The sequence below is a fragment of the Xanthomonas sp. BRIP62409 genome (genome assembly GCF_003992965.1).
GTDB classification, from domain to species: domain Bacteria; phylum Pseudomonadota; class Gammaproteobacteria; order Xanthomonadales; family Xanthomonadaceae; genus Xanthomonas; species Xanthomonas euroxanthea.
Genome location: NZ_QEZJ01000035.1, coordinates 18,052 through 44,283, shown reverse-complemented (window position 1 = coordinate 44,283; position 26,232 = coordinate 18,052). Strand labels below are relative to the sequence as shown.

Annotated in this window: 18 protein-coding genes; 8 read left to right on the top strand and 10 right to left on the bottom strand. The window is 66.4% G+C overall.

Features of this window, described 5'->3' with window-relative positions; translation table 11 throughout:
- Nucleotides 1–485 precede the first annotated feature (485 nt).
- The 3 genes from leuB to leuC all read right to left on the bottom strand — a co-directional run bounded on the left by leuB (nucleotide 486) and on the right by leuC (nucleotide 3,791).
- Complete coding sequence (gene leuB / locus EO170_RS20435; protein ID WP_126947771.1) at nucleotides 486–1,559, bottom strand: 3-isopropylmalate dehydrogenase; 1,074 nt, start codon at nucleotides 1,557–1,559, stop codon at nucleotides 486–488.
- Nucleotides 1,560–1,634: 75 nt separating this feature from the next.
- Nucleotides 1,635–2,282 carry a 3-isopropylmalate dehydratase small subunit gene (gene leuD / locus EO170_RS20430; RefSeq protein WP_104584025.1) on the bottom strand — a complete coding sequence of 216 codons (648 nt, stop codon included), beginning with the start codon at nucleotides 2,280–2,282 and terminating at the stop codon, nucleotides 1,635–1,637.
- Between the two features lie 60 nt (nucleotides 2,283–2,342).
- A complete protein-coding gene (leuC, locus tag EO170_RS20425; protein WP_126947769.1) occupies nucleotides 2,343–3,791 on the bottom strand; it encodes a 3-isopropylmalate dehydratase large subunit in 1,449 nt (482 codons plus the stop codon).
- A 120-nt stretch (nucleotides 3,792–3,911) separates the two neighbouring features.
- On the opposite strand from leuC, the gene EO170_RS20420 reads away from it, so the two are divergent.
- The gene (locus EO170_RS20420) at nucleotides 3,912–4,796 is read left to right on the top strand and encodes a LysR family transcriptional regulator (RefSeq protein WP_126947768.1); all 885 of its coding nucleotides are present in this window, start codon (nucleotides 3,912–3,914) and stop codon (nucleotides 4,794–4,796) included.
- A gap of 36 nt (nucleotides 4,797–4,832) precedes the next feature.
- Here EO170_RS20420 and EO170_RS20415 read toward each other — a convergent pair whose 3' ends face one another.
- Nucleotides 4,833–7,844, bottom strand: a complete 3,012-nt coding sequence (locus tag EO170_RS20415) for a ligand-binding sensor domain-containing diguanylate cyclase (protein ID WP_164741121.1) — start codon at nucleotides 7,842–7,844, stop codon at nucleotides 4,833–4,835.
- 267 nt (nucleotides 7,845–8,111) lie between these two features.
- Between EO170_RS20415 and EO170_RS20410 the strand changes: the two genes are divergently transcribed.
- The 4 genes from EO170_RS20410 (at nucleotide 8,112) to EO170_RS20395 (ending at nucleotide 11,560) form a co-directional block, all read left to right on the top strand.
- Nucleotides 8,112–8,765, top strand: coding sequence for a TetR/AcrR family transcriptional regulator (locus EO170_RS20410; RefSeq protein ID WP_104584022.1), 654 nt, complete (start codon nucleotides 8,112–8,114; stop codon nucleotides 8,763–8,765).
- Nucleotides 8,766–8,893: 128 nt separating this feature from the next.
- Nucleotides 8,894–9,550, top strand: a complete 657-nt coding sequence (locus EO170_RS20405) for a protein-L-isoaspartate O-methyltransferase (RefSeq protein ID WP_104648815.1) — start codon at nucleotides 8,894–8,896, stop codon at nucleotides 9,548–9,550.
- Between the two features lie 26 nt (nucleotides 9,551–9,576).
- Nucleotides 9,577–10,959, top strand: coding sequence for a TolC family outer membrane protein (locus EO170_RS20400; RefSeq protein ID WP_126947764.1), 1,383 nt, complete (start codon nucleotides 9,577–9,579; stop codon nucleotides 10,957–10,959).
- Nucleotides 10,960–11,197: 238 nt separating this feature from the next.
- Nucleotides 11,198–11,560, top strand: a complete 363-nt coding sequence (locus tag EO170_RS20395; RefSeq protein ID WP_126947762.1) for a hypothetical protein — start codon at nucleotides 11,198–11,200, stop codon at nucleotides 11,558–11,560.
- Nucleotides 11,561–11,896: 336 nt separating this feature from the next.
- Here the strand turns inward: EO170_RS20395 and waaA are convergent, their stop codons facing one another.
- Nucleotides 11,897–13,213: a lipid IV(A) 3-deoxy-D-manno-octulosonic acid transferase gene (gene waaA, locus EO170_RS20390; RefSeq protein ID WP_126947760.1), complete on the bottom strand. Its 1,317-nt coding sequence runs from the start codon at nucleotides 13,211–13,213 to the stop codon at nucleotides 11,897–11,899.
- A gap of 76 nt (nucleotides 13,214–13,289) precedes the next feature.
- On the opposite strand from waaA, the gene EO170_RS20385 reads away from it, so the two are divergent.
- Nucleotides 13,290–14,210: an LpxL/LpxP family Kdo(2)-lipid IV(A) lauroyl/palmitoleoyl acyltransferase gene (locus tag EO170_RS20385; RefSeq protein WP_104584018.1), complete on the top strand. Its 921-nt coding sequence runs from the start codon at nucleotides 13,290–13,292 to the stop codon at nucleotides 14,208–14,210.
- 60 nt (nucleotides 14,211–14,270) lie between these two features.
- Here EO170_RS20385 and EO170_RS20380 read toward each other — a convergent pair whose 3' ends face one another.
- From EO170_RS20380 to EO170_RS20370, 3 genes are read right to left on the bottom strand one after another with little or no spacing between them, the layout of a single operon-like run.
- Entirely contained in the window at nucleotides 14,271–15,605 is a 1,335-nt protein-coding gene (locus EO170_RS20380) for an O-antigen ligase (protein WP_126947758.1), read from the bottom strand.
- The gene (locus tag EO170_RS20375) at nucleotides 15,586–16,698 is read right to left on the bottom strand and encodes a glycosyltransferase (protein ID WP_126947756.1); all 1,113 of its coding nucleotides are present in this window, start codon (nucleotides 16,696–16,698) and stop codon (nucleotides 15,586–15,588) included. The genes EO170_RS20380 and EO170_RS20375 overlap by 20 nt, the downstream gene beginning before the upstream one ends.
- 10 nt (nucleotides 16,699–16,708) lie before the next feature.
- A complete protein-coding gene (locus tag EO170_RS20370) occupies nucleotides 16,709–16,906 on the bottom strand; it encodes a zinc-finger domain-containing protein (protein ID WP_006451050.1) in 198 nt (65 codons plus the stop codon).
- Nucleotides 16,907–17,220: 314 nt separating this feature from the next.
- Between EO170_RS20370 and EO170_RS20365 the strand changes: the two genes are divergently transcribed.
- Complete coding sequence (locus EO170_RS20365; RefSeq protein WP_126947754.1) at nucleotides 17,221–20,583, top strand: GH92 family glycosyl hydrolase; 3,363 nt, start codon at nucleotides 17,221–17,223, stop codon at nucleotides 20,581–20,583.
- Between the two features lie 302 nt (nucleotides 20,584–20,885).
- Here the strand turns inward: EO170_RS20365 and EO170_RS20360 are convergent, their stop codons facing one another.
- Nucleotides 20,886–23,195: an NADP-dependent malic enzyme gene (locus EO170_RS20360; RefSeq protein WP_104584015.1), complete on the bottom strand. Its 2,310-nt coding sequence runs from the start codon at nucleotides 23,193–23,195 to the stop codon at nucleotides 20,886–20,888.
- 198 nt (nucleotides 23,196–23,393) lie between these two features.
- Nucleotides 23,394–24,740 carry a dicarboxylate/amino acid:cation symporter gene (locus EO170_RS20355; protein ID WP_104584014.1) on the bottom strand — a complete coding sequence of 449 codons (1,347 nt, stop codon included), beginning with the start codon at nucleotides 24,738–24,740 and terminating at the stop codon, nucleotides 23,394–23,396.
- 287 nt (nucleotides 24,741–25,027) lie between these two features.
- On the opposite strand from EO170_RS20355, the gene EO170_RS20350 reads away from it, so the two are divergent.
- Nucleotides 25,028–26,200 (top strand): porin, encoded by a 1,173-nt coding sequence (locus tag EO170_RS20350; protein WP_104584013.1) that lies wholly within the window; start codon nucleotides 25,028–25,030, stop codon nucleotides 26,198–26,200.
- Nucleotides 26,201–26,232 lie beyond the last annotated feature (32 nt).

The window sequence follows — 26,232 nt, the reverse complement described above, 5'->3', positions numbered from 1 at the left end:
TTACCGATCAATCTTGCGCACGACATCTGGCGTTCCACGCGAACTTAAAAGCATTGCTTGCCGATCAGCGGCGGCAATATTGGGAGCGTGGTGTTGCGTCCGGGGGCGGGACCGTGTGGCGGCATGGATGCCGCCACCGAGCCTCCAGGGACGGATTTACGGCGTGTCCCGACACCGGATGCGGCGCCGCGCCGCCGACCAACTCCGCACACCGACCGGCCTTGTGTACGACATCTGGCGTTCCATGCGAATGCTCCGGTTTGCTGCGGGCGCTTGCACGCGTGCCTGCGTGGGACACGCCGCAAGTACGTCCATGTAGGCGCTGGCGCGGCATCCATGCCGCTCAAGGTCCCACGCCGGCACGCGCGCAAGCACCACCAGTTGCTGTCGCCAGCTGAGGACAGGGATGCGGCATCGCGCTACCGACCAACACCCGCATGCCGGCCACTCCTGCGCACCACAACACTTCAGGAATGCGGGCGCTGTTACAGCGCTGCCACCACTGCGTCCCCCATTGCCACGGTGCCGACCTTGGTCGTGCCTTCCGACCAGATGTCGGCGGTGCGCAGGCCCTGGTCGAGCACCTTGCCGACAGCCTGCTCGATGGCATCCGCCGGAGCCGATTGCGCGAAGGTGTAGCGCAACATCATTGCCACCGACAGGATGGTGGCCAACGGATTGGCAATGCCCTTTCCTGCGATGTCCGGCGCCGAGCCATGACATGGCTCGTACATGCCCTTGTTGTTGGCATCCAGCGAGGCCGAAGGCAGCATGCCGATCGAGCCGGTGAGCATCGACGCCTGATCGGACAGGATGTCGCCGAACATGTTGTCGGTCACGATCACATCGAACTGCTTGGGCGCACGCACCAACTGCATCGCCGCGTTGTCCACGTACATGTGCGACAGCGCAATGTCCGGATAGTCCTTGGCCACCTCTTCGACGACCGCGCGCCACAGCTGGCTCGATGCCAGGACGTTGGCCTTGTCGACCGAGCACAGCTTCTTGCCGCGTAGGCGTGCCATCTCGAAGCCGGCCTTGGCGATGCGGCGGATCTCGCTTTCGCTGTAGGGCAGCGTGTCGTAGGCCTGACGCTCGCCATTTTCCAGCGTGCGCGTGCCACGCGGCTGACCGAAATAGATGCCGCCGGTGAGCTCGCGCAGGATCAATAGATCCAGCCCCGACACCACCTCAGGCTTGAGCGTGGAGGCATCGGCCAGCTGCGGATACAGCAGCGCCGGACGCAGGTTGGCGAACAACCCGAGCTGCGAGCGGATCTTGAGCAGGCCGCGCTCCGGGCGCAGCGATGGATCGATGGTGTCCCATTGCGGGCCACCCACCGCGCCCAGCAGCACCGCGTCGGCGGCGCGTGCGCGCTCCAGCGTTTCGTCGGCCAGCGGGCTGCCGTACTTGTCGTAGGCCGCACCGCCCAGTTCGTCATACACCAGGCTGACACCCAGCCCATGCTGCGCATCGATGCGCGTCAGCACCTTGACCGCTTCGGCCATGATCTCCGGGCCAATGCCATCGCCGGGAAGAATCAGAATCTGCTTGCTCATGCAATCCTCGTCAGTGAAATCAACACAGCGCAGCACGTACTGACGCAACCGGGTCGTGGGTACGTGCCGGCGGAATTACTGCAGCGCGCCGAACAGCCACGGTTGACGCGCGCGATGCCCTTGCTCGAAGCGGCCGATCGCATCGGCGTCCTGCAGGGTCAGACCGATGTCGTCCAGCCCGTTGAGCAGGCAGTGCTTGCGGAACGCATCGATCTCGAAGCCGTATTCCACGCCATCGGGGCGGCGCACGCGCTGTGCGGCCAGATCCACGGTGAGTCGGTAGCCCTCGGTGGCCAGGCATTGCGCGAACAGGGCGTCCACTTCTGCTTCGGCCAGCACGATTGGCAGCAGGCCGTTCTTGAAACTGTTGTTGAAGAAGATGTCGGCAAAGCTGGGCGCGATCACCGCGCGGAAGCCGTATTCGTCCAGCGCCCACGGCGCGTGCTCGCGCGAGGAACCGCAGCCGAAGTTCTCGCGTGCCAGCAGGACGCTGGCGCCCTGGTAGCGCGGGAAATTGAGTACGAACTCCGGGTTGAGCGGGCGCTGGCTGTTGTCGCGGCCAGGCTCGCCGACGTCCAGGTAGCGCCATTCGTCGAACAGGTTCGGCCCGAAGCCGGTGCGCTTGATCGACTTGAGGAATTGCTTGGGAATGATCTGGTCGGTATCGACATTGGCGCGATCCAGCGGCGCCACCAGTCCGGTGTGTTGGGTGAAAGGGGTCATTGAGAGAGGCCGGGATTGGGGATTGGGGATTCGAAAAGGCTGGGGATGGCGGAGCGCTTTTTACGAATCCCGAATCCCTATTCCCGAATCCCCGAGGTCACGCACATCAACAAAATGCCCGCTGACCGCCGCTGCTGCGGCCATGGCCGGGCTGACCAGGTGGGTGCGGCCGCCGGCGCCCTGGCGGCCTTCGAAGTTGCGGTTGGAGGTGGAGGCGCAATGTTCGCCGCTGCCCAGCTTGTCCGGGTTCATCGCCAGACACATCGAACACCCCGGCTCGCGCCATTCGAACCCGGCGTCCAGGAACACCTTGTCCAGGCCTTCGGCTTCGGCCTGTGCCTTGACCAGGCCCGAGCCCGGGACCACCAGCGCCTGCTTGATGGTGGAGGCAACCTTGCGCCCCCGGGTCACCGCAGCGGCCGCGCGCAGATCCTCGATGCGTGAGTTGGTGCACGAGCCGATGAACACGCGATCCAGGCGGATCTCGGTGATCGGCTGGTTTGCCCGCAAACCCATGTATTTCAGCGCGCGCTCGATCGAATCGCGCCGGGTCGGATCCTGTTCGGTTGCCGGGTCCGGCACCTGCTGGTCGACCGCCAGCACCATTTCCGGCGAGGTGCCCCAGCTGACCTGCGGCTTGATGTCTTCGGCACGCAGCTCCACCACGGTGTCGAAGTGCGCGTCAGCATCGGAAACCAGCGTGCGCCACAGTGCGACGGCGGCCTCCCAGTCGGCGCCCCTGGGCGCAAACGGGCGGCCCTGCACATAGGCAATGGTCTTTTCGTCCACCGCCACCATGCCCACGCGCGCACCGGCTTCGATGGACATGTTGCAGATGGTCATGCGCCCTTCCATCGACAGGGCGCGGATCGCGCTGCCGGCAAATTCCAGCGCATGGCCATTGCCGCCGGCGGTGCCGATCCTGCCGATCACCGCCAGCACGATGTCCTTGGCAGTCACCCCGAACGGCAGCGTGCCCTCCACCCGCACCTGCATGTTCTTCATCTTCTTGGCGATCAAGCATTGCGTGGCCAGCACATGCTCGACCTCGGAAGTGCCGATGCCGTGCGCCAGCGCGCCGAACGCGCCATGCGTGGAGGTGTGCGAATCGCCGCAGACCACGGTCATGCCCGGCAGGGTGGCGCCCTGCTCGGGGCCGACCACATGCACGATGCCCTGGCGCGCATCGTTCATCTTGAACTCGAGGATGCCGAAATCGTCGCAGTTCTCGTCCAGCGTCTGCACTTGCAGGCGCGAGACTTCATCGGAGATCGATTCCAGCCCGCCCTGGCGCTCGGCCCGCGTGGTCGGCACGTTGTGATCGGGCGTGGCGATGTTGGCGTCGATGCGCCACGGCTTGCGCCCGGCCAAGCGCAGGCCTTCGAACGCTTGCGGCGAGGTCACTTCGTGCAGGATGTGGCGGTCGATGTAGATCAGCGACGAACCATCGTCGCGGCGCGTGACCTCGTGCAGGTCCCACAGCTTGTCGTACAGCGTCTTGGCAGTCATTGCGGCGATCCGGTTGGCGGATGGTGGGAGTGCCCACCTGGCTGCGTTCGATGCTAGGAGCTTGCCTTCGATAACGCAAATTCATATTGTTTATTCAACAAATGAAATTTGGGAATGGCAATGGACCTGGCAAGCCTCAGCGCCTTCGTGGCGATTGCCGAAAGCGGCAGCTTTTCAGCCGCCGGCGAGGCCCTGCACCTCACCCAGCCGGCGGTGAGCAAACGCATCGCCTTGCTGGAAGGGCAGTTGTCGGCGCGATTGTTCGACCGCCTGGGCCGCCAGGTGGTGCTGACCGAGGCCGGCCAGGCCTTGCTGCCGCGTGCGCAACGCATCCTGGCCGAGCTGCAGGACACCCGCCGCGTGCTGGAGCATCTTGGCGCGGCGGTCGGCGGGCGGCTGAGCCTGGCCACCAGCCATCATGTCGGCCTGCATCGCCTGCCCGCCCTGCTGCGCCGCTTCGCTGCGGAGCATCCTCACGCAGCGCTGGACATCCAGTTCCTGGATTCGGAGCTGGCCTATGCCGCGGTGCTGCGCGGCGAGGTGGAGCTGGCGGTCACCACGCTGGCACCGGACACGCGTGCGCCGCTGCGCGCGCAACCGATCTGGCATGACCGCCTGCAGTTCGTGGTGGCGCCCGATCACCCGCTTGCCGCATTGCGCGCGGTGTCGCTGGAGGATGTGGTGGCGCATCCGGCGGTGCTGCCGGATCCGGGCACGTTCACCCATCGCATCGTCGCCGGTCTGTTCGCCGGGCATGGGCTGGTGCCGAGCCTGCGCATGACCACCAACTATCTGGAGACGATCAAGATGCTGGTGTCGGTCGGCCTAGCGTGGAGCGTATTGCCGGAACGCATGATCGATCACCAGATCGTGGCGCTGCCGCTGGCCGATGTGATGCTGTCACGCGAGCTGGGCTGCGTGACCCATGGCGGGCGCACCTTGTCGCGCGCCGCGCAGGCGTTTGTTGCCTTGTTGAACGCGCAGGCGGACCAGTTGCAGGAGTAAGCGCGGCAGCGCCATGCCCCTGGCAACGCGACAGGCTTACTGATCCACCAAGCGGTCGCGCCCCAGCCGCTTGGCCTGGTACAGGCGGCGGTCTGCCAGTGCCAGCAGTTCGCGGCGGCTCGGTGCTTCATCGCTCATCGCCATGCCCATGCTGGCGGTGCAGCGCACCGTCGTGCCCTGCGTCTCGATGCCGATCGCCGCCAGCCGCTGGCGCATGCGCTCGAACAGCGCGCGTGCCTGTGCAACGTCCACCCCCACTGCCGCGAGCAGAAACTCTTCGCCACCGTGGCGCGCGGCGAAGCACTGCGCCTGATCCTGCTCGTTGAATGCTTCGCCGATCGCGCGCAGCACCGCATCGCCGACCTCATGGCCGTACTCGTCGTTGATGCGCTTGAAATGGTCGATATCCATCAGCACCAACGCCAGCGAGGGGCCACCGGCGCGCGCATCATCGAACCATTGCTGCAGGACGCGCTCGGCCTCGCGCCGATTCGGCAAGGCGGTCAGCACGTCGTGGCTGGCGCGGTATTCGAGCTGGCGCATCAGGGCTTCGCGCTCCTGGCTGGCCTGCTGCAGCGCGAGGTTCTTGTCGCTCAACTCGCGGGTGCGTGCGTCGATCACCGTATTGAGTTGGCGCTGACGACGGCGGTAGCTGGCGGTGCGCCACAGATAGAGCCCGTAGATCAGGCTGCCCAGCCCGAGGATGCCCAGGGCGATCACTTCGCCACGCCGCCACCACGGCGGCGCCAGTGCGATCACCAGGCTGGATTCACCCACCAGCGCGGTCTGCCGCCAGTCCACCGGCAGCGACATCGCCTGGACGCGGAAACGGAAACGGCCCGGCGGCAGATTGGTGTAGACCGCCTCGCTGGCGCTGTCGGCGTCCACCCAGTCCGGGTCGAAACCTTCCAGCCGGTAGCGGTAGCGCACCTTGTCCGGGCCACGATAATTCAGCCCTGCATAGACAATGGCGATGCGCCGGGTCTCCGCGCCGAAGCGATGCAAGCCATTGAGCGGCTGCACCGTGCCGTCGACCAGCAGCCGCTCGAACACGATCGGCACGCGATGGCCTTGCAGGGTGCCCACGCGCGCCGGATCGATCACGCCCAGGCCCGCAGCGGTGGGAAACAGCAGCTGCCCGGACTGGGTCATCCAGCCGGCCGGCGCGCTGCTGCCGTTGCCCTGATTGCCGGGCATGCCGTCGCTGCGATCCACCACCTCCACACTCAACTGCTCGCGCGTGCCGGCATCGAGCTGGTCGAAGTCGCTGCGCGCGATGCGGAACACTCCGTGGTTGCTCGACAACCAGAAATAACCGCGGCCGTCGTCGATCACCCGGAACACCTTGTCGCGCGGCAGCCCGACCCGGTGGTCGTAGACGCGGAAGGTCTCTCCACTCAGGCGCAGCAGGCCGCGATCGCTGGCGATCCACAGGTCGCCATTGGTATCGCGCAGGAAGTCGAACGCGTTCTGCCCGGGGAAATCCTGCTCGCCCAGCCATGCGCGCGTACTGCCATTTGCCGACAGTGCGGTCATGCCACGATCGGTGCCGATCCACACATTGCCCTGCGTATCGCGATACAGCACCTGCACCGAGCCATCGGGTACGCCGTCGGCGGCGGTGAAGCGGCGTGCCTTGCCATCGCGCCACCGCACCAGCCCGGCGGTGGTGCCGATCCACAGCGTCTGGCCATCGGGCAACACCGCGCGTACCGACAGCGACGGCAGGCCGTCGGCCGCACCAATGCGCGCCAGCACGCGCCCTTGCGCATCCAGGCGCACCACACCCTGGCTGTACGTGCCGGCCCAGACGCCGCCATCGCCGGCATCGGCCAGGGCCAGCACCGATTGCTCCAGCACGCGGCCGCCCTCGTTCGGCACCACCGACACGCGGCTGATCCGGTCGTTGTGCCAGCGGTCCAGGCCCACCGCGCTGCCCACCCACACGGTGCCGTTGCCGGTCTGCAGCACCGTGCGCACGTAGTCCGAGGCCAGGCCGTCTTCGTGGGTGACGCCATGCGCGGCGCCTTCGGCAATGCGGAACAGGCCGTGCGTGCTGCCGACCCAGATCAGGCCCTCGGCGTCTTCCAGCAACGCCGGGCTGGCGACGCCCGAAATGGCGATCTGTTCATCCGGCGTACCCGCGCCGCCATGCACCACCAGCGTACCCGACGGCAGGCTCATCCACAGATGTCCGCGCCGATCCAGCAGCAATGCATCCACCCGCTGGCCTTGCCGGAAACGCTGCAGTCCGCCACCGCGGCTCCACCACCACACGCCGTCGTCGCCAGCGACCAGCAGGCCGCCCTGACGATCGCTGGCCAGCCGTCGCACCGGTGCGGCGCGCATGCCATGTGCCTTGCCCCAGGCCTCGGCCACAATGCCATCGCGGGGCAGACGATAGAGCCCGACTTCGGTGCCTACCCATAAATCGCCATCGGCATCGGCCGCCAGCGCGGTGATGCGCGCGCGCGGCAGGCCGGCCTGGCGCCCGACGTCCACCACCCGCCCGTCCGGCTCGATGCGGTATAGCGTCTGCGGCGTGCCCACCCACAATGCGCCATCGGCGCAGCGCAGCAGTGCACTGACCGCCAGGTGCCGCGCCGAAGCATCGCCCAGCTGCTGCCAGTGGCCATCCTGGTAGTGGTAGACCCCATCGAAGGCGGTGCCGAACAACATCCCGCCAGCGCTGTCGCGTGTCACCACGAACACGCCCCCCAGCTCGACGCCCGGTGTGTTCTGACGGTCATACACGGTGAAGTCGCGGCCGTTGAAGCGCGCCACACCTTCCCAGGTGCCCAGCCAGATCAGGCCATCGGCGCCCTGCGCCACCGCGTGCACCAGATTGTGCGGCAGGCCGTCGTCCATGCTCCAGCGCGTGACGGTGTGGTACGCGGTATGGGTCGGCGGCTGGGCGCCGGCCGGCCAGACGCCGAACAGCGCGCAAGCCAGCAATGCCCACCGCCACAGCAGCCCGGTCCGCCGCACGCATGTGCTGCGGACGCAGCCCGTCTGCGCATGCGCCCCGACCCTGTCCACGCTCCCCATCCCCTCGTTGTGCTGGCCAAAGGGGCTGCCGACGTGCGCCGACAGACCGTTAGCCAATCTATCACCGGGGGTTTTTCAACGCGCTAGGTGGATTCCCCACACCGATGGGATGCACCATGACACCGGGAGGCATTCAGCCGAAACAATTACCGGCCATAACCAAGCTGGTGCGCAGCTAACGCCTGGGCGCGGCCGTTCCTGAGCGCTTGCCCGCATTCCACCGGCAGCGAGTATAAATATAGAACCCGATGGTCTAGTATTGGCGGCATGTCCAGCTCGCCCCCCCTCAAGTCCAAGGCCAGGAGCAACGGCCCCGGACGGCCCAAGGATCTTGGGAAACGCGCCGCCATTCTTGGCGCTGCCCGCACCATGTTCATGGAGCAGGGGTATGCCGGGGTCAGCATGGATGGCATCGCCGCCCAGGCGGGCGTGTCCAAGCTCACCGTCTATAGCCATTTTGGCGACAAGGAGAGCCTGTTTTCCGAGGCGATCCGTGCGCAATGCCAGCATATGATGCCGGACGACCTGTTCGATCATGCTCCCGAGGGCGCGCTGCGCGATCAGCTGATCGAAATCGCCGACGCCTTCTTCGCCATGGTCAGCACCGAGTCGGCCATTGCCACCCACCGCATGATGATGGCGCCCGGTACCGGCGACGTGCATGTACGCGAGATGTTCTGGGATGCCGGCCCCAAGCGAACCCAACGGGCGCTGGCCGATTTCCTGTCCGCACGCGTGGCCGACGGGCAGCTGAAGATCGACGATGTGGCACGCGCCGCGTCCCAGTTCTTCTGCCTGCTCAAGGGCGAGCTGTATGCGCTGATGATGTGCGGCCTGCACGGCCAGCCCACCCGCGCGCAGGTGGACGAGCACTTGCAGGCCAGCGTGGATTTCTTCTTGAGGGCGTATGCGCCGCGCTGACCGCCCCCGGCCTTTGGTGGCGATGACTTCCGGCACTGCGTCGTTTGCCGGCGCGCAGCGATGCTAGATGCGCCAGTTGCCCCGTGCACCGGTAAAATGCCTGCCCCACCGCGTTGGATAACCGCACCATGACGATCGATTTCTCCCAGGCCCGCGAAAAGATGGTCGAACAGCAGATCCGGCCGTGGGACGTGCTGGACCTGCGTGTGCTCGACGTGCTGGCGCGCCTGCCGCGCGAGGCCTTCGTGCCCGAGGCCTACAAGACCCTGGCCTATGTCGATGTGGAAATCCCGCTGTCGGCCGGCCACAAGATGATGAAGCCGGTGGTGGAAGGCCGCATGTTGCAGGCACTGGACCTGCAGCCGGGCGAAGACGTGCTGGAAATCGGCACCGGCAGCGGGTTTTCCACCGCCTGCCTGGCCGCGCTCGCCCGCGAAGTGCTGAGCCTGGAGATCGATCCGGCCCTGGCCGCCGCTGCCCGCGCCAATCTGGACAGCAGCGGCCTGGGCAGCAACGTGCGGATTGAAACCGCCGACGTGTTCGGCTGGCAGAGCGAGCGCCGCTTCGATGCCATCTGCGTGACCGGCGCGGTCGATACGCTGCCGACGCAATGGCTGCAATGGCTGCGGCCGAACGGGCGCCTGTTCGTGGTCCGCGGTCACGAACCGGTGATGGAAGCGGTCCTGGTCCGTGGCGACGTCAACGCTCCGCGCATCGAATCGTTGTTCGAAACCGACCTCGCCTATCTCCAGGGCGCCGCACCGACGCCCCGATTCCAATTCTGATTCTGATTCCCAAGGAAGCTTCCCCGATGATCCGCCGATCCCTCGTCCTGGCGCTGGCCGCCGCCCTGTCTCCGATGGCCGCGAACGCCACCGATCTGCTGCAGGTCTACGAAATGGCCCGCAACGGCGATCCGCAGCTGGCAGTGGCCGAGTCCACCCGGCTGGTCAATCGGGAGGGCGAAGTGCAGGCGCGTGCGGCGCTGTTGCCGCAGCTGGACGGCACTGCCGGGTTCACGCAATCGCATCGTGAACTCGAGGGCTTGCCTGGTCGGTCCACCACCAAGCAGCGTCAGTATGCAATCCAGGGCAGCCAGACCATCTTCAACTGGTCGCAGTTCGCCACCCTGCGTGCGCAGCGCGAAGTGGCCAAGGCAGCCGACTTCACATTGGAATCGGCCAACAACGACCTGATCACCCGCACCTCGGCGGCGTATTTCCAGGTCCTGGTCGGCATCGAATCGCTGGCGGCGGCAGAGACCAACGAAGCGGCCGCCAAGAAGCAGTTCGATTACGCCGACAAGCGGCTGGAAGTGGGCCTGGCCCCGATCACCGACGTGCATGAAGCGCGCGCCCAGTACGACCAGGCGCGTGCCGACACGATCAATGCGCGCAACACCTTGAAGGATTACTACCAGGCCTTGACCGAACTCACCGGCCAGCCGGTCACGTCCTTGCGCGCACTTCCCGAAGATTTCCGCCCCGAAGTCCCAGCGGCGTACAGCAATGTCGATCAGTTGGTGGCCACTGCCATCGCCGACAACCCGGCGCTGAAGTCGCAGCAGTTGCAGGTCAGCGCTGCCGAGGCACAGGTCGATGCTGCGCGTGCAGGTCATTACCCGACCCTCAATCTGTCCGGTAGCGTGGGGCGCACCAACAGCTGGGGCGGTGGTGGCCCGGTGGATGAAGCCGCGGGCAACTTCACAACCAACAATCGCGATATCGACACCGATTCGATCGGCATCACGCTGTCGATTCCGATCTTTGCCGGCGGTGCCACCCAGTCGGCCGTGCGCCAGGCGTTGTCACGCCGCGATATCCAGCAGGACACCTACGAGCAGCAGAAGCGCGCGCTGGACCGCAATACGCGCAATGCCTACCAGACCGTGGTTGCCGGCATCAGCGAAGTGGAAGCCCGTCGCCTGGCCGTGGTCTCCGCGCAGGCCGCATACGACGCCTCGCAGGTCGGCCTGGAAGTCGGCACGCGCACCGTGCTGGACGTGGTGCAGAACCAGCGCACCCTGTTTCAGGCGCAGCTGAACTACGCACAGTCGCGCTACACCTTCCTTCAGAACCGCCTGCTGCTGGGCCAGGCGATCGGCAAGCTCAACATCACCGACCTGCAGGACGTGAACCGGCTGCTGTCGCAGGATGCCGAGTCCAAGCTGCAGGGCAGTGGCTCCCTGCAGTAAGGCATTAAACAAAGCAGAAACAGAAGGTGGGCTTAAGCCCACCTTTTTTTGCGGCAAGTTTACCGCAATCAACAACATCTGGCGCCAACTTCCCACACAAAAATTAGGGGAATCCCTACCAATCAACCAGACATCACATTACAGCTCAGCACTGCATTGAGCCCGAACATCGTGGAGCCAGATGTAGATTCGCTAGATTTACTGAATCAAACACGGCATCTTTGACTATGGAGCTGACATGAAAAAGCTTATTTCCTCCGCTTTAGTAGCCGCTGCCACCGCCTTAATCTTCCCCATGGCCCAAGCGGTAACTTACCAGACTGTTACCGAGGGCTACGCGCGAGATATTCAAGGAACTGTTGATGCAACTCCCCAGTGCCCAGCTGGATTCACCCCAATATCCGGGGGATGGAACACAGGAGACCCTAACTCAGTGAGATTTTGGGGAAGGCGAGCCGAGAATAGCAACTTGCAGGAAAACATGAACCTCGGTCGTTTTGCTATCGTTGGCAGCTATCCATTAGGGAATGGGTGGCGCACTTACGGCTACACCAATGGTCCAGTTGTTATAAATATCTATACCGTATGTGCTTCCAGCTAAAGACTTGCATATAAGCCACACAATCCCCCAGAAATAATTAGCCACAGTCAAGTCACCTAGTAACTGTGAAGCTGGCCGATTCGCTCAGTCCGACCTGCTTCACAGTTACCACCTCTTTCCAAATCCTTGCGCTACCTGTGACCTACGCGCCTACATAGCACGACTTCGGGCACCAGCCATACTCTTAGCTAAGCACATAACTGCACCCCTAACCTATGCACTTTAGACATTTGAAGCGGAAAGATAAGGCATTACATTAACCGCACCCGGGCATAATGTGCACCAGCGACCTAGGCCACAAAACGTGGGGATGCAAATATATGTCCGGCAATACTTTTAGGACGCCACACCCTCGCTCACCACCGGCGGCAGGTGCGGCGCGATCTGCACCAGCGTCCTCGCCACCGCGCCCTTGCCGTTGGCGACCAGTGCCAGCCCTGCCGCGGCCATCGCTTCACGCTGGACAGGGTCGCCGAGCAGGCGCGCCAGATCGTGGTACACGCTGTCGACATCTTCGCAGATGGTCACCGCCTCGGCCTCGCGCATGCGACGCGAAATCTCCGAGAAATTGTGCAGATGCGGGCCGGTGACGGCCGGCGTGCCGACTGCCGCCGGCTCGAGCAGGTTGTGCCCGCCGATCGGCTGCAGACTGCCGCCGACGAAGGCGACCTGTGCGCAAGCGTAGAAACTCATCAGCTCGCCCAGGGTATCGATGACAAACACCTTGTCGCGCGCCTGCGGCCATTGCTGGCTTTTACGCGTGGACACGGCCCAGCCACGCTCGCGCGCCACGGCCTCGACCTTGGGAAAGCGCTCCGGGTGCCGCGGCGCCCATAACATCAGCAGATCCGGAAACTGCAGCAGCAGGCGCGCATGGATGTCGGCCACGGCCGCCTCCTCGCCTTCGTGCGTGCTGGCGGCAATCCACACCGGCCGCGTGGCCGGCACGTGCGTGTGGAACTGCGTGACCAGGGTCTGCAGCTGCGCAGGCGCGGCGATATCGAATTTGAGATTGCCCAGCGCGATCACCTGGTCGGGCCGCGCACCCAGCGTGACGAAGCGTTCGGCATCGTCGTGCGACTGCGCCGCCACGCAGGTGACGGTGCGCAGCGCGCGGCTGATCAACGGTGCCAGCAGGCGATAGCCACGCAGCGAGCGCGCCGACAGCCGCGCGTTGAGGATGTACACCGGAATCCCGCGGTCGCGGCAGCCGAACAACATGTTCGGCCACAGCTCGGTTTCCAGGATCAACGCCAGGCGCGGGCGGAAATGCTCCAGGAAGCGACCGACGCTGCCGGGCACGTCGTAGGGCAGATACACGTGGTCCACCGCATCGCCCCAGACCGCGCGCACGCGCTCGGAGCCGGTGGGCGTGATGGTGGTGATGACCCAGCGGATATCCGGGCGCTGCGTACGCAGGGCGTTGACCAGCGGCGCGGCGGCATTGACCTCGCCCACCGACACCGCATGCACCCACACGCGCGGGCGACCGCAGGCATGCGTGTAGGAGGCATAGCGCTCGTTCCAGCGGTTGAAGTATTCGCGGACGCGAAAACCGCGCCACACCAGGTGGTACACCGTCACCGGCAGCAACAGGTACAACAGCGCCGAGTACAGTCCGCGCAACAGCCATTCGATCGGGTCTTTCCGCATCGGTGCAGGATACGGGAGCGTTGCGGCGTGCGCATGTGCACGCTGCCGCGCGCGCGTGATCCCTTAGAATTGACGCATGTCCGAACCCGCCAACGTCGCTGTCCGCCCTTCCCTGCGCAACCCCAGGCACTGGCCGATGTACCTGGCCCTTGCCGTCATGGTGATCGCCGGGCGCCTGCCCTGGATGCTGCAGCGTGCGCTGGGGCGTGGCGTGGGCTGGATCGCGATGCGCCTGGCCGGTACGCGTCGGCGCGCTGCCGAGGTCAACCTCAAGCTGTGCTTTCCCGAACAGGACGATGCCTGGCGGGCGCGGCTGTTGCGCGACAGTTTCGATGCGCTGGGCGTGGGCCTGTTCGAATTCGCGCGCGCCTGGTGGGGCAGCATCGATGCGATCCGCCCCGGCGTGCAGGTCGAAGGGCTGGAACACCTGCAGCGCCTGCAGGAACAAAAACGCGGCGTGTTGCTGGTGTCCGGCCACTTCATGACGCTGGAGATGTGCGGGCGGCTGCTATGCGATTACGTACCGCTGGCCGGCATGTACCGCAGGCATCGCAACCCGGTGTTCGAGTGGGCGGTCAAGCGCGGGCGGTTGCGCTATGCCACGCACATGTTCGCCAACGAGGATCTGCGCGCCACCATCAAGCACCTCAAGCGCGGCGGTTTCCTGTGGTATGCGCCGGATCAGGACATGCGCGGCAAGGACACCGTGTTCGTGCCGTTCTTCGGGCATCCGGCCTCCACCATCACCGCCACCCACCAGTTGGCACGGCTGACCGGTTGCGCGGTGGTGCCGTACTTCCATCGGCGCGAAGGGGGCCGCTACCTCCTCAAGATCGCACCGCCGCTGGCAGACATTCCTTCCGACGATGTGATCGCCGATACCACGCAGGTCAATGCGGCGATCGAGGACATGGTGCGCGAGGCGCCGGACCAGTACCTGTGGATCCATCGGCGCTTCAAACGCCAGCCGGGTGGGCGCAGCGATTTTTATCGTTGATATCGCGTATCTGGATGCAGGCGGCGCGTGCAGCCGCAGCACCGCAAGATGCAGGAAGAATCAGCGCGGCGGCGGCTGATCTGCGTCGTCGTTGAGCAAGGCACCGGCATACAGGCCGGCCAGCATCAGGCTCAGCCCGCCCCAGAAGCTGGAATAGAACGCCAGATGCGTGTTGAGCGGAAACACCGTGGCCACCAGTGCGATCATCGCCGGGCGTGCCTGCTCGCGCGCGGCCAGGCTGGAATAGCGCCACGCGCGCCAGGCCTGCGCCGCACCGGCCAGCCACAGCAGCAACCCGATCACCCCGGTTTCGGCCAGGATTTCCAGCACGATCTGGTGCGCATGGAAGGCCGGCCCATCGCCCCAGGCCGGCGCCTGCGCGGGTGCCGGATTGCAGGCCGGATACGCCTGCCGGAAGCCGCGGGCGCCCACCCCATTGAGTGGATGCGCGTGGATCATGCACAGCGCTGCGCCCCAGATCTGCGCACGCCCGGACAAGGCCTGGTCGACGCCCTGCTGGTCATCGCTGAAGGCCAGCGCGGTGCGCTGGATCCGCTCGCGCGCCTGCGGCGCCACCGCCACCACGCCGGCCGCCAGCAGCGCGCCGACCACCGCCACCGCAAGCAGGCGGCGGCCACCCAGCAACTGCCAGCCGGACAGCAGCACGATCACGCCGTAGGTGATCCACGAGGCCCGCGACCCCGCCAGCACCAGCACCACGCCGACCGCCGCCGCAGCGCCCGCCCAGGCCCAGGCAATGCGCCGCCCCAGTGCCAGCAGCAGGAAGGGCGACAGGCTCGCAAGCGTCTGACCGAACTTGAGGTTGCACGGCCCCAGCACGCCGCTGAGGCGGTCGACCAGGGCCAGCTCCTGCGGCGTGCACAGGCCATGCCCGCTGATCAGCTGTTTGATCTGATCCAGGCCGAAGAACAACGGGCTGCTGCCGAACACGGCCTGCAGCAGCGCATCCAGTGTCCACACCCCGCCGATCACCGCCAGGCCGGTGAAGGTGCGCCGACGCCGCTGCGCATTGGCCACCGCGATCGCGCACAACCACATGAACGGCAGATAGCGCAGATCGGTGGCCGACTTGCGCAGCGCGCGCCCCACGTCCACCGCATCGAACGCCGACAGCATCTGCGGCAACCAGTACGCGAAGAACAGCACGCTGGTCAGCGCCCAGGCCGCACCACTGAGCAGCCGGGTGCCGCCACGGAAGCGCGCATGCAGCAGGCGGTAGGCCGCAAACAGCGCGCCCAGCGACAACACCGTCTCGGCCAGCCCGGGCGTGGGCCATAGCGCCACGAACAGGAGCACCCACAGCGGCGCCCAGCGACCGGCGTCGGGGGTCAGCGCGGACGCAGGTGGGATGGCCTCAGCGGCGGAGTTCGTCATAGACCTTCAGGGTGGCCGCTTGCATGGCCTGCAACGTATAGGGGAGCACGGCGGGCGGTGTCGGCGCCTGCCGCAGCAACTGCAGCGTCTGGGTGCGCAAGGCATGGGCATCGAAGGCCGGCACAGCGCCGCCGGGCTGCAACTCGGCCAGCAGCTCGCCGACGCCGCCGTGCGCCCAACCCAGCACGGGCCGGCCCACCGACAGGGCCTCCACCACGGTGCGGCCGAAGGCCTCGGGCTTGCGCGACAGCTGCAGCACCAGATCGCTGGCGGCATAGGCCTCGGCGATGCGTGCGGTGGGTTCGGTGAAGGCCACCGCCTCGGCCACGCCCAGTCTGGCGGCCTCGGCTTCCAGCTCGCGCAGATAGGCATCACGGCCCGGCTCGCGCGCACCCGGCAGCCACAACCAGGCCGGCACGCCGGCAGCGCGCACGTCGGCGAGCAATTGCAGGCCGTCGGCGTGCCCTTTCAGGCGCGTGCCGCGTCCGGGCAGCAGCAGCAGCGGCGCATCGGCCGGCAAGCCGGGCAGCACGGTCTGTGCCCAGCTGCGCGCACGGCGGTCCGGCTGCGGGCGACGCGGAAACTGGGCGATATCGACACCGCGCGGGATCGTGCGCAGGCGCGCGGTGTCGGTCTGCGGATAGTGCGTGCAGACGTACTCGCGCACCGTCTGCGAGACGCAGATCACCCGCTCGCCATAGGTCATCACCGCGCTGTAGCGGCTGGGCGAGTTGAGCCCGTGCACGGTGGTGACGAAGCGCGGCCGGGTGGCCTGCGGCATGCCGCGCAACGCGTACCAGCCCAGCCAGGCCGGCAGGCGCGAACGTGCATGCACGATGTCGGCCCCCAGTTCGGCGAACAGCCGGCGCAGGCCGACCACGTGACGCAAGGTCAGCAGCGACTTGCGCCCGATGTCCAGCGTGAGATGTTCGCCGCCCGCCTCCAGCAGCGGCTGGACCAGGCGACCGCCGGCCGAGACCACCACCGCGCGGTGGCCGGCGCGCACCAGCGCAGCGGTGATTTCCAGGGTGGAGCGCTCGACGCCGCCGGACTGCAGCGCCGGCAGCAGTTGCACCACGGTCAGGCGGTGCATCCGGCCAGGATCAGTCGGCGAGCACGAACAGCGCGCCGCAATACGGGCACTTGGCTTCGCAGTTGGGCTCGTCTTCGATCGGCAGATACACGCGCGGATGCGAGTTCCACAACGCCATCTGCGGCGTCGGGCAGCTCAGCGGCAGATCGCCGCGATGCACGGTGTAGCGCGATTCGGCATTGGCGGGCGCGGTGGCGGTCTGGCTCATGGCGGCACGATCGTAGAGACAAGGCAGAGCGCGGATTCTAGCAGCCTGCGTGGTGATCGGCCCATTGACCGGCCATACCGGTTCGGGTGGTGATGCTCTCAACAGCCGCCCGGGCGCTGCCAGCGTCGGGGAGCGATGCGGCAGCCCTGGCTGGTCTGGCCTTGCTGGCCCGGCAGCGCCAGGCAGCCACACCCGGACATCGCGCTTATCATCGCCGGACAATGGCGCACCGCCGCGGCGTGCGCGTGCCCGGCTCGCCTGCCTCGGCAGGCCGGACCTGCCCTGCAGCATCGCACCCAAGGAGACATCGCCACGTGACCTCGTCTGTTGTGTTGCTGCATCCGCGTGACCTGTGGTTCCGGCTGGTCGTTGCCCTGGGCGTCGCTGCGCCGTTGTCGGTGAGTGCGGCGACCGGGTTGTCGACCTCGTTCGAAGCCGGCCAGCCGTTGCCGGTGAGCGCGGCGGCGGGCGATGTGCAGATTGCCATCGGCACCGGTCCGGCCGCGCCGTATGCGGCCAAGCCGAACGCCGGCTACAGCGGTGCGCATGCCCTGCGGTACGACAGTCGTGGCGCAGGTGGGCGGCGCACCTTGTTGACCGGCGAGATCCCGATCGGTGCCGATACCACGCTGTCCTGGCTGGTATTGCCCGAGAGCGTGGGTGGCGAGCATGTGGCATCGACCTATGTGTCGCTGGACCTGCTGCTGGACGACGGCACACGCGTGTCGGCCAGCGCTGCGCGGGATCAACATGGCGTCGCGCTCGGTGCGCGGGCGCAAGGCGAGTCGAAGACGCTGTATCCGCAGCAATGGGCGCGCAAGGCGGTGCGGCTGAGTGACGTGGCCGGTCTGCGTGGGCGCCATGTGCGTGCGATCGAGCTGGAAGTTGCACCGCCGGCAGGCGCGCCCGGTGCCGGCTGGATCGACGATATCGCCATTGCCGAGGTACCGCTCACGCCGGCAACGCGTCCGTCGGATTGGGTGCTGACCACGCGCGGCACGCAGTCCAATGGCACGTTCTCGCGCGGCAACAATTTCCCGGCAACCGCGGTGCCGCATGGCTTCAACTTCTGGACGCCGGTGACCGATGCGGGCACGCTGACCTGGCTGTATCGCTGGAACGAACACAACGATGCGGACAATCGCCCGCGCCTGCAGGCGTTGTCGCTCAGCCATCAGCCCAGCCCGTGGATGGGCGACCGCCAGACCTTTCAGGTGATGCCGTCGCTGGCGGCCGGCGTGCCGCCAGCCGATCGCCGACAGCGTGCGCTGGCGTTTTCGCATGCCAATGAAACCGCCCGCCCCTATCGCTACGCAGTGCAGCTGGACAACGGGATCCAGGCCGAGATCGCACCGACCGACCATGCGGCGCTGTTCCGCTTTCGCTTCCCGGCGCAGGGCGATGCCAATCTGGTGTTCGACAATGTGGACGCGCGCGGCGGGCTGCGGCTGGATGCGGCGACACAGACACTCTCCGGCTATACCGATGTGCGTAGCGGGCTGTCGACCGGCGCCACGCGCATGTATGTCCATGCCAGCTTCGATACGCCGTGGGAAACCAGCGGCCTGAGCGACACCGGCCGGCCCACCGGCTGGATCAAGTTCGCTGCCGGCAGCACCCGGCAGGTGCAGATGCGCATTGCCACCTCGCTGATCTCGCTCGAGCAGGCCAGGCACAACCTGGCACTGGAAATCGCACCACAGACAACATTCGAGCAGGTTGCCGCGCGTGCGCAGGACGCCTGGGATGCGTTGCTGGGACGCCTGGAGGTGCCCGATGCCACCGCCGACCAGAAGACCACGCTGTACTCCAACCTGTACCGCCTGCACCTGTATCCCAACTCCGGCCACGAGAACGTCGGCAGCGCCAGCGCACCGGACTGGCGTTACGCCAGCCAGAGCAGCTGGTCGGACGACAACATCGACGGCAGCGCGGTGCGCAGCTTTGCGCCGATCCGCGATGGCCGGGTCTATGTCAACAACGGCTTGTGGGACACCTTTCGCACCGCGTGGCCGGCGTACGCCTTGTTCGCGCCCGACGCTGCCGGCGCGCTGGTGCAAGGCTTTCTGGAGCAGTCGCGCGCGGGCGGCTGGGTGGCGCGCTGGTCGTCACCGGGGTATGCCGATCTGATGGTCGGCACCAGTTCCGACGTGGCCTTTGCCGATGCCTGGCGCAAGGGCGTGCAGGGCTTCGATCCGGCCGAGGCATACGTTGCCGCGCGCAAGAACGCCACCGTGGTGGCGCCCGACAGGCACGTCGGCCGCAAGGGCATGGCGCGTTCGACCTTTCGCGGTTATGCCGATACCGACACGCACGAAGGCATGTCGTGGTCGATGGAGGGCGCGCTCAACGATTTCGGTATCGCCAACATGGCCGAGGCGCTGGCCGGGCAGGCAAAGACGGCCACGGCGCGCGAGCGTTACACGACCGAGGCGGTATATTTTCGTCAGCGCGCGGCGGGCTATTCGGCGTTGTTCGATCCGGCGATCGGTTTTTTCCAGGGCCGCACACCGGACGGCCACTGGCGCGTGGACGCGGCACGGTACGACCCGCGCGTGTGGGGCCACGATTACACCGAGTCCAGCGGCTGGACGTTTGCGTTCACCGCACCGCACGACGGTGAAGGCCTGGCGGCGTTGTATGGAGGACGCGCGGGCCTGGCAGCGAAACTGGATACGTTCTTTGCCACCCCCGAGACCGCCGAGGCCAGGTTCGCCGGCTCCTACGGCAACACCATTCACGAGATGACCGAAGCGCGCGATGTGCGGATGGGCATGTATGCGCACAGCAACCAGACCGCCCACCATATCCCATGGATGTATCTGTACGCCGGGCAGCCGTGGAAGACGCAACGCATCACCCGCCAGATCCTGGCACGCCTGTACCTGGGCAGCGAGATCGGCCAGGGCTATCCCGGTGATGAGGACAACGGCGAAATGTCGGCCTGGTATCTGTTCGCGGCACTGGGCCTGTATCCGTTGCGCATGGGTGCGCCGGAATACGTGATCGGCTCACCGCTGTTCAAGCATGCCAGCGTGCGGTTGCCCGATGGCGGGACGCTGACGGTCAACGCGCCGCAGAATTCGCCGCAGAACGTCTACGTGCAATCGCTCAAGGTCAACGGAAAGCCCTGGCGCAAGACCTGGTTGCCGCATGCGGACATCGCCAGGGGGGCGACGCTGGACTTCGTGATGGGGCCTGCGCCCTCGCGCTGGGGCACCGGGCCGAACGATGCGCCACCGTCGCTGACCCCTGCGGGCAAGCGCCCTGCCCCGTTACGTGATGTGCTCGGAGACACGGCGCGCATCACGCTGGCCGATGGTGGCGAGGTCGCTGCCCTGCATGACGACGATGCGGGAACCGTCGCTGCAGTTGCATCGACATCGACGCTGACGCTCAGTGGCATGGCGCGCGGCACGCCCACGCTCTACACACTGACCAACGGCAACGCGGCCATTGCGGCCAGTGGCTGGACGTTGGAAGCGCGTACGGCCGATGGTGCGTGGACGGTGGTCGATCAGCGCCGTGAGGAAGCGTTCGACTGGCCGTTGCAGACGCGGCCGTTTCGTATTGCCACACCTGGTGCGTATACCGAGTATCGGCTGCGATTCAGTGCGCCCGCGAAAGTGCAGCTGGCGGAGATCGAGTTGCTGGGGGCGGAACCTGCGGTGCGTTGAGGCGCCGGTCTCGCAGCGCTGATTGTGCTGCTTTCTGCAGGCAGGCGACTGCAGGATGCAGGCACCCGCTCACGCAATCGACGGATTCGCACGGGTGCTGCCGGAGCGAGGTCCCACCGCGATGTCAGCAGCGCTGGTGAGCCGTACCCGCGCCCCGGCCCGCGCTTGCGGCGCGGGCGCTTCAAGGCACGCGTGCCAGTGGCGCGCAAGCAGTGCCTTGTCGCCCCGGGAGGAGAGGGGCTTGGCGCGGTGCGTCTGGTGCCGCTCGCGGATCGGTCTTTGATGTTTTCCCGGTGGGGATCTCAACCGCTATTTTTTTCGCTGGCGTTCTTCTCGGCATCGCGCTGCCGGCGGATCTGCGCATCCACCGCCGCGATCGCGGTCATGTTCATCACCCGGCGCGAGGTGGCGCTGGTGGTGAGGATGTGCACCGGCTTGGAGATGCCCATCAGGATCGGGCCGATCGCCACGCCGTCAGTGAACACGCGCACCAGGTTGTAGGCGATGTTGGCCGCCTCCAGGTTCGGCAGCACGAACAGGTTGGCGCGACCCTTCAAGGTGCTGTTGGGCATGATCTGCTTGCGCAGCGCTTCGTCCCAGGCGGTGTCGCCCTGCATTTCGCCATCGATGTTGAGCTCGGGCTTGCGCTTGAGCAGGGCCTCGCGCACCTGGCGCATCTTCAGCGCATCGCGCGAGTCGTGGCTGCCGAAGTTGGAGTGCGACAGCAGCGCGATGTTGGGTTCGATGCCGAACAGCTTGAGGCGGTACGCGGCCTGCAGCGTCGCTTCGACCACCTGCTCCACGGTCGGGTCTTCCTGCACATGCGTGTCCAGGAAGAAGAACACGCCCAGCTGGTTGATCACGCCGGTCATCGCCGAGGTGGAGCTCACCCGCGGTTCCAGCGGAATCACGCTGCGTGCGTAGCCCAGCTTCTTGTGGAAGCGGCCGACCACGCCGGACAGCATCGCATCGGCTTCGCCACGTGCCACCATCACCGCGGCGATCAGGGTCGGACGCGAACGCATCAGCTCCTTGGCGGCAGTGACGGTCACGCCGCGACGCTCGGTGAGCGCGTGGTAGTACTGCCAGTACTCGTTGAAGCGGGGATCGTCGAGGATGTTGGTGATCTCGAAATCCACCCCGGCGGTCAGGCGCAGGCCCATGCGCTCGATGCGCGCCTCGATCACGTCGGGGCGGCCGATCAGGATCGGGAAGGCCAGGCCTTCGTCGACCACGTTCTGCACCGCGCGCAGCACCACTTCCTCTTCGCCTTCGGCATACACCACGCGCTGCTTGTCGGCGCGCGCACGGTCGTAGACCGGCTTCATCATCAGGCTGGTGCGGTAGACGAACTGGCCGAGCTTGTCGCGGTAGGCCTCCATGTCGGCGATCGGCCGCGTGGCCACGCCCGAATCCATCGCCGCCTGCGCAACGGCGGACGACAGCTCCACCAGCAGGCGCGGGTCCAGCGGACGCGGAATCAGGTATTCCGGGCCGAAGCTCGGGGTCTCGCCGCCATAGGCCGCGCCCAGGTCGGAGGCCTCGCGCCGTGCCATCGCGGCGATCGCCTTGACGCAGGCGATCTTCATTTCTTCGTTGATGCCGGTGGCGCCCACGTCCAGCGCACCGCGGAACAGGTACGGGAAGCACAGCACGTTGTTGATCTGGTTCGGGTAGTCGGACCGGCCAGTGCCGATGATGCAGTCCGGGCGCACCGCCTTGGCCGCTTCCGGGGTGATTTCCGGGTTGGGATTGGCCAGCGCGAAGATCACCGGCTGGCGCGCCATCGTGGCGACCATTTCCGGCTTGAGGATGCCGGCCGCCGACAGGCCCAGGAAGATGTCCGCGCCCTCGACGATTTCGGCCAGGGTGCGCTTGTCGGTGTCGCGCGCGTAGCGCTGCTTGTCCGGGTCCAGGTCGGTACGGCCGGTGTGGATCACGCCATCGCGGTCCAGCGCCAGGATGTTCTCCGGCTTCAGGCCCAGCGAGACCAGCATGTTGACGCAGGAGATGCCGGCCGCGCCCATGCCGGTGGTGGCCAGCTTGACCTCTTCGATCTTCTTGCCGGTGACCACCAGTGCGTTGAGCACGGCGGCGCCAACGATGATCGCGGTGCCGTGCTGGTCGTCATGGAACACCGGGATGTTCATGCGCTCGCGCAGCTTGCGCTCGACGATGAAGCACTCCGGCGCCTTGATGTCTTCCAGGTTGATGCCGCCGAAGGTCGGCTCCAGGCTGGCGATGATGTCGACCAGCTTGTCCGGGTCGTTTTCGTTGATCTCGATGTCGAACACGTCGATGCCGGCGAACTTCTGGAACAGCACGCCCTTGCCTTCCATCACAGGCTTGGACGCCAGCGGGCCGATGTTGCCGAGGCCCAGCACGGCGGTGCCGTTGGTGATCACCGCCACCAGGTTGCCGCGCGCGGTCAGCTCGCTGGCCTGGGTGGGTTCTTCGACGATCGCCTCGCAGGCGAAGGCCACGCCCGGCGAATACGCCAGCGACAGGTCGCGCTGGGTCAGCATCGGCTTGGTCGCGGTGACCTTGATCTTGCCGGCCGGCTGCTGGCGGTGGTAGTCGAGGGCGGCCTGTTTGAAGTCGTCGTTGGACATCGGCGTTGTGGGTCTCGAAGGCGCAGGAGGGCTGAATTCTACCCCCCTGCCTGAACATGGGCCTGTCGCGCAGCTGTCGCGGCGGCAGGAAGATCGCATGCCACAACGCGGCATGCATTGCGGCCAGTGCTGGCTGGATGTGGAAACGGCCCTGCATCCCGCCGGCAGCGCCGACGGAATGCAGGGCCGTAGGAAGCATCAGCGCGCGCTGATCGGGGCGACGACGTCGGTCGAAGCCACCGGTGCCTGCAGCGGCGGCGAGCCGCCATCCAGCACCAGCTTGAGCTGATCGCGGTCCAGCGCATTTTCCCAGCGCGACACCACCACCGTGGCGACCGCGTTGCCGATGAAGTTGGTCAGCGAGCGGCACTCGCTCATGAAGCGGTCCACGCCCAGGATCAGCGCCATGCCGGCCACCGGCACGTCCGGCACCACCGACAGCGTGGCGGCCAGGGTGATGAAGCCGGCGCCGGTCACGCCGGCCGCGCCCTTGGAGCTGAGCATCGCCACCGCCAGCAGGGTGATCTGCTGGCCCAGGGTCAGGTCCACGTTGGTGGCCTGGGCGATGAACAAGGCGGCCAGGGTCATGTAGATGTTGGTGCCATCCAGGTTGAACGAGTAGCCGGTCGGCACCACCAGGCCCACCACCGATTTCTCGCAGCCGGCCTTTTCCATCTTCTCCATCAGCGAGGGCAGCGCCGACTCCGATGAAGAGGTGCCCAGCACCAGCAGCAACTCGGCCTTGAGATAGCGGATCAGCTTGAGCACCGAGAAGCCGCACAGACGGCAGACGATGCCCAGGATCACCAGCACGAAGAACAGCGAGGTCAGGTAAAACGAGCCCACCAGCCAGGCCAGGTTGACCAGCGATTCCACCCCGTACTTGCCGATGGTGAAGGCGATCGCACCGAATGCACCGATCGGCGCGGCCTTCATCAGCATGTGCACCAGGCGGAACACCGGCGCGGTCAGCGCTTCCAGGAAGCTCAGCACCGGCTGGCCACGCTCGCCGACCAGGGCCAGCGCGATCCCGAACAGCACCGCCACGAACAGCACCTGCAGGATGTTGCCATCGACGAACGCGCTGACCAGCGTGGCCGGGATGATGTCCATCAGGAAGCCGACCAGGCTCAGCTCGTGCGACTTCTGCACGTAGGTGTTGACCGCGCTCTGGTCCAGCTCGGCCGGGTTGATGTTCATGCCGGCGCCGGGCTGCACCACGTGCGCCACGATCATGCCCACGATCAACGCCAGCGTGGAGAAGAACAGGAAGTAGGTCATCGACTTGGCGAAGACCCGGCCCACCGTCTTGAGGTGGGTCATGCCGGCGATGCCGGTGACGATGGTCAGGAAGATCACCGGGGCGATGATCATCTTCACCAGCTTGATGAAGGCATCACCCAGCGGCTTGAGGCTTTCGGCGAAGGCCGGCTCGAAGTGGCCCAGCAGGGCACCCAGGACGATCGCCACCACCACCTGGAAATACAGCTGACGGTAAAAGGGGACGGGCGCCGGCAAGGGGCCGGCAGGCTTGCTGATGTGCATGACACCACTCCGAGGGAACATAGAGGGGGCCTGAGCAGGCACCCGGTGCGGGCATTCTGGCCGTACGTCGCAGCCCGGGCCGATAGCCCATTGGTACTACGCACTGTCGCCGGGCTGAACGTCGCCTTACACTTCAGCGGCGTCGCCACCGGCCGTTAATTCCGTTTAACGCAGACACCGATTGTTGTGTCGTTGGCCGTCCGGAACCTGCGCGCTTGCTGAAGCTGTTCAGTGCGACCGCCATGGCAGGACGCCCGGCCCTTTCTCCTTGCCGAAGACCACCACCTATGCGCCTCAATCCGCTCGTTCTCGCGTTGGCCATCGCCGCCGCGCCCGCAGCCGCCAATGCGGCCACCTCGCTGGAAAACTGGCCCACCAAGTACACCTTCGGTGATGGCACCGAGCTCGGCCTGACCGGCAACTACGCCTACGACGACAACAACTTCTCCGGCGACGATCGCCTGGAAGACCGCACCGACTTCCGCCGCAAGGAGTTCGGCGCCACCCTCAAGAAGAAGGGCGTCTACGACGCCATGGTGTATTTCGACTTCGAAGCCAAGCTGTGGCTGGACGTGTTCTTCCGCGTCGAGACCAAGGCCGTGTTCGGCCAGGATTACGGTCGCGTGCGGCTGGGCTACATGAAGGTGCCGGTGGGCCTGGAAGCGGTGCAGAGCTCGCGTGCGGGCAGCTTCATGGAACTGGGCCTGCCGGTCCAGGCGGTGTTCCAGGGCCGTCGTACCGGCGTGGAATGGACGCTGGAGCGCCAGCAGTACCTGCTGCAGGCCGGCGCGTACGGCGGCAAGGATCTGCAGGGCGACAACCCGGGCACCACCCAGGCCGTGCATGCCGCCTGGACCCCGTTCAAGGCCGAAGGCAATGTGCTGCACCTGGGCCTGGCCGGCTCGGTGGAAAACCCGCGTGGCTTCAGCGACGGCCGCGGCGTGTCGTTCAGCCCGCGCGTGCGCCTGCGTGCCCGCCCGGAGGCCGGCCTGACCGACGTGCGCCTGATCGACACCGGCACCATTCTCGACGTGGACCATGTGATCCGCGCCGGCGTGGAAGCGGTGTGGATCCACGGCCCGTTCTCGCTGCAGAGCGAAGCGCTGCGCGCCGAGGTGGCACGTAACGACAACCAGCCGCACTACATCGCGCAGGGCCAGTACCTCTATGGCACCTGGACGCTGACCGGCGAGTCGCGCAGCTATGCCGGCGGCGTACCGGGCAACATCAAGCCGGCGCACGACTACGGCGCGGTCGAGCTGACCGCCCGCTACAGCCGCCTGGACCTGGAAGACAACCGCGTCAGCGGCGGCCGCCAGCACGACACCACCATCGGCGCCAACTGGTACCTCACCAGCCACTTCAAGTTCCAGGCCAACTACAGCTGGGTGGATGCCACGCGCAACGGCGTGCATGAAACCCCGCACGTGATGGAGCTGCGCGCGCAGGTGCAGTTCTAAGCGTGATGGCGCACAGCTAACCCGGGCCTGGT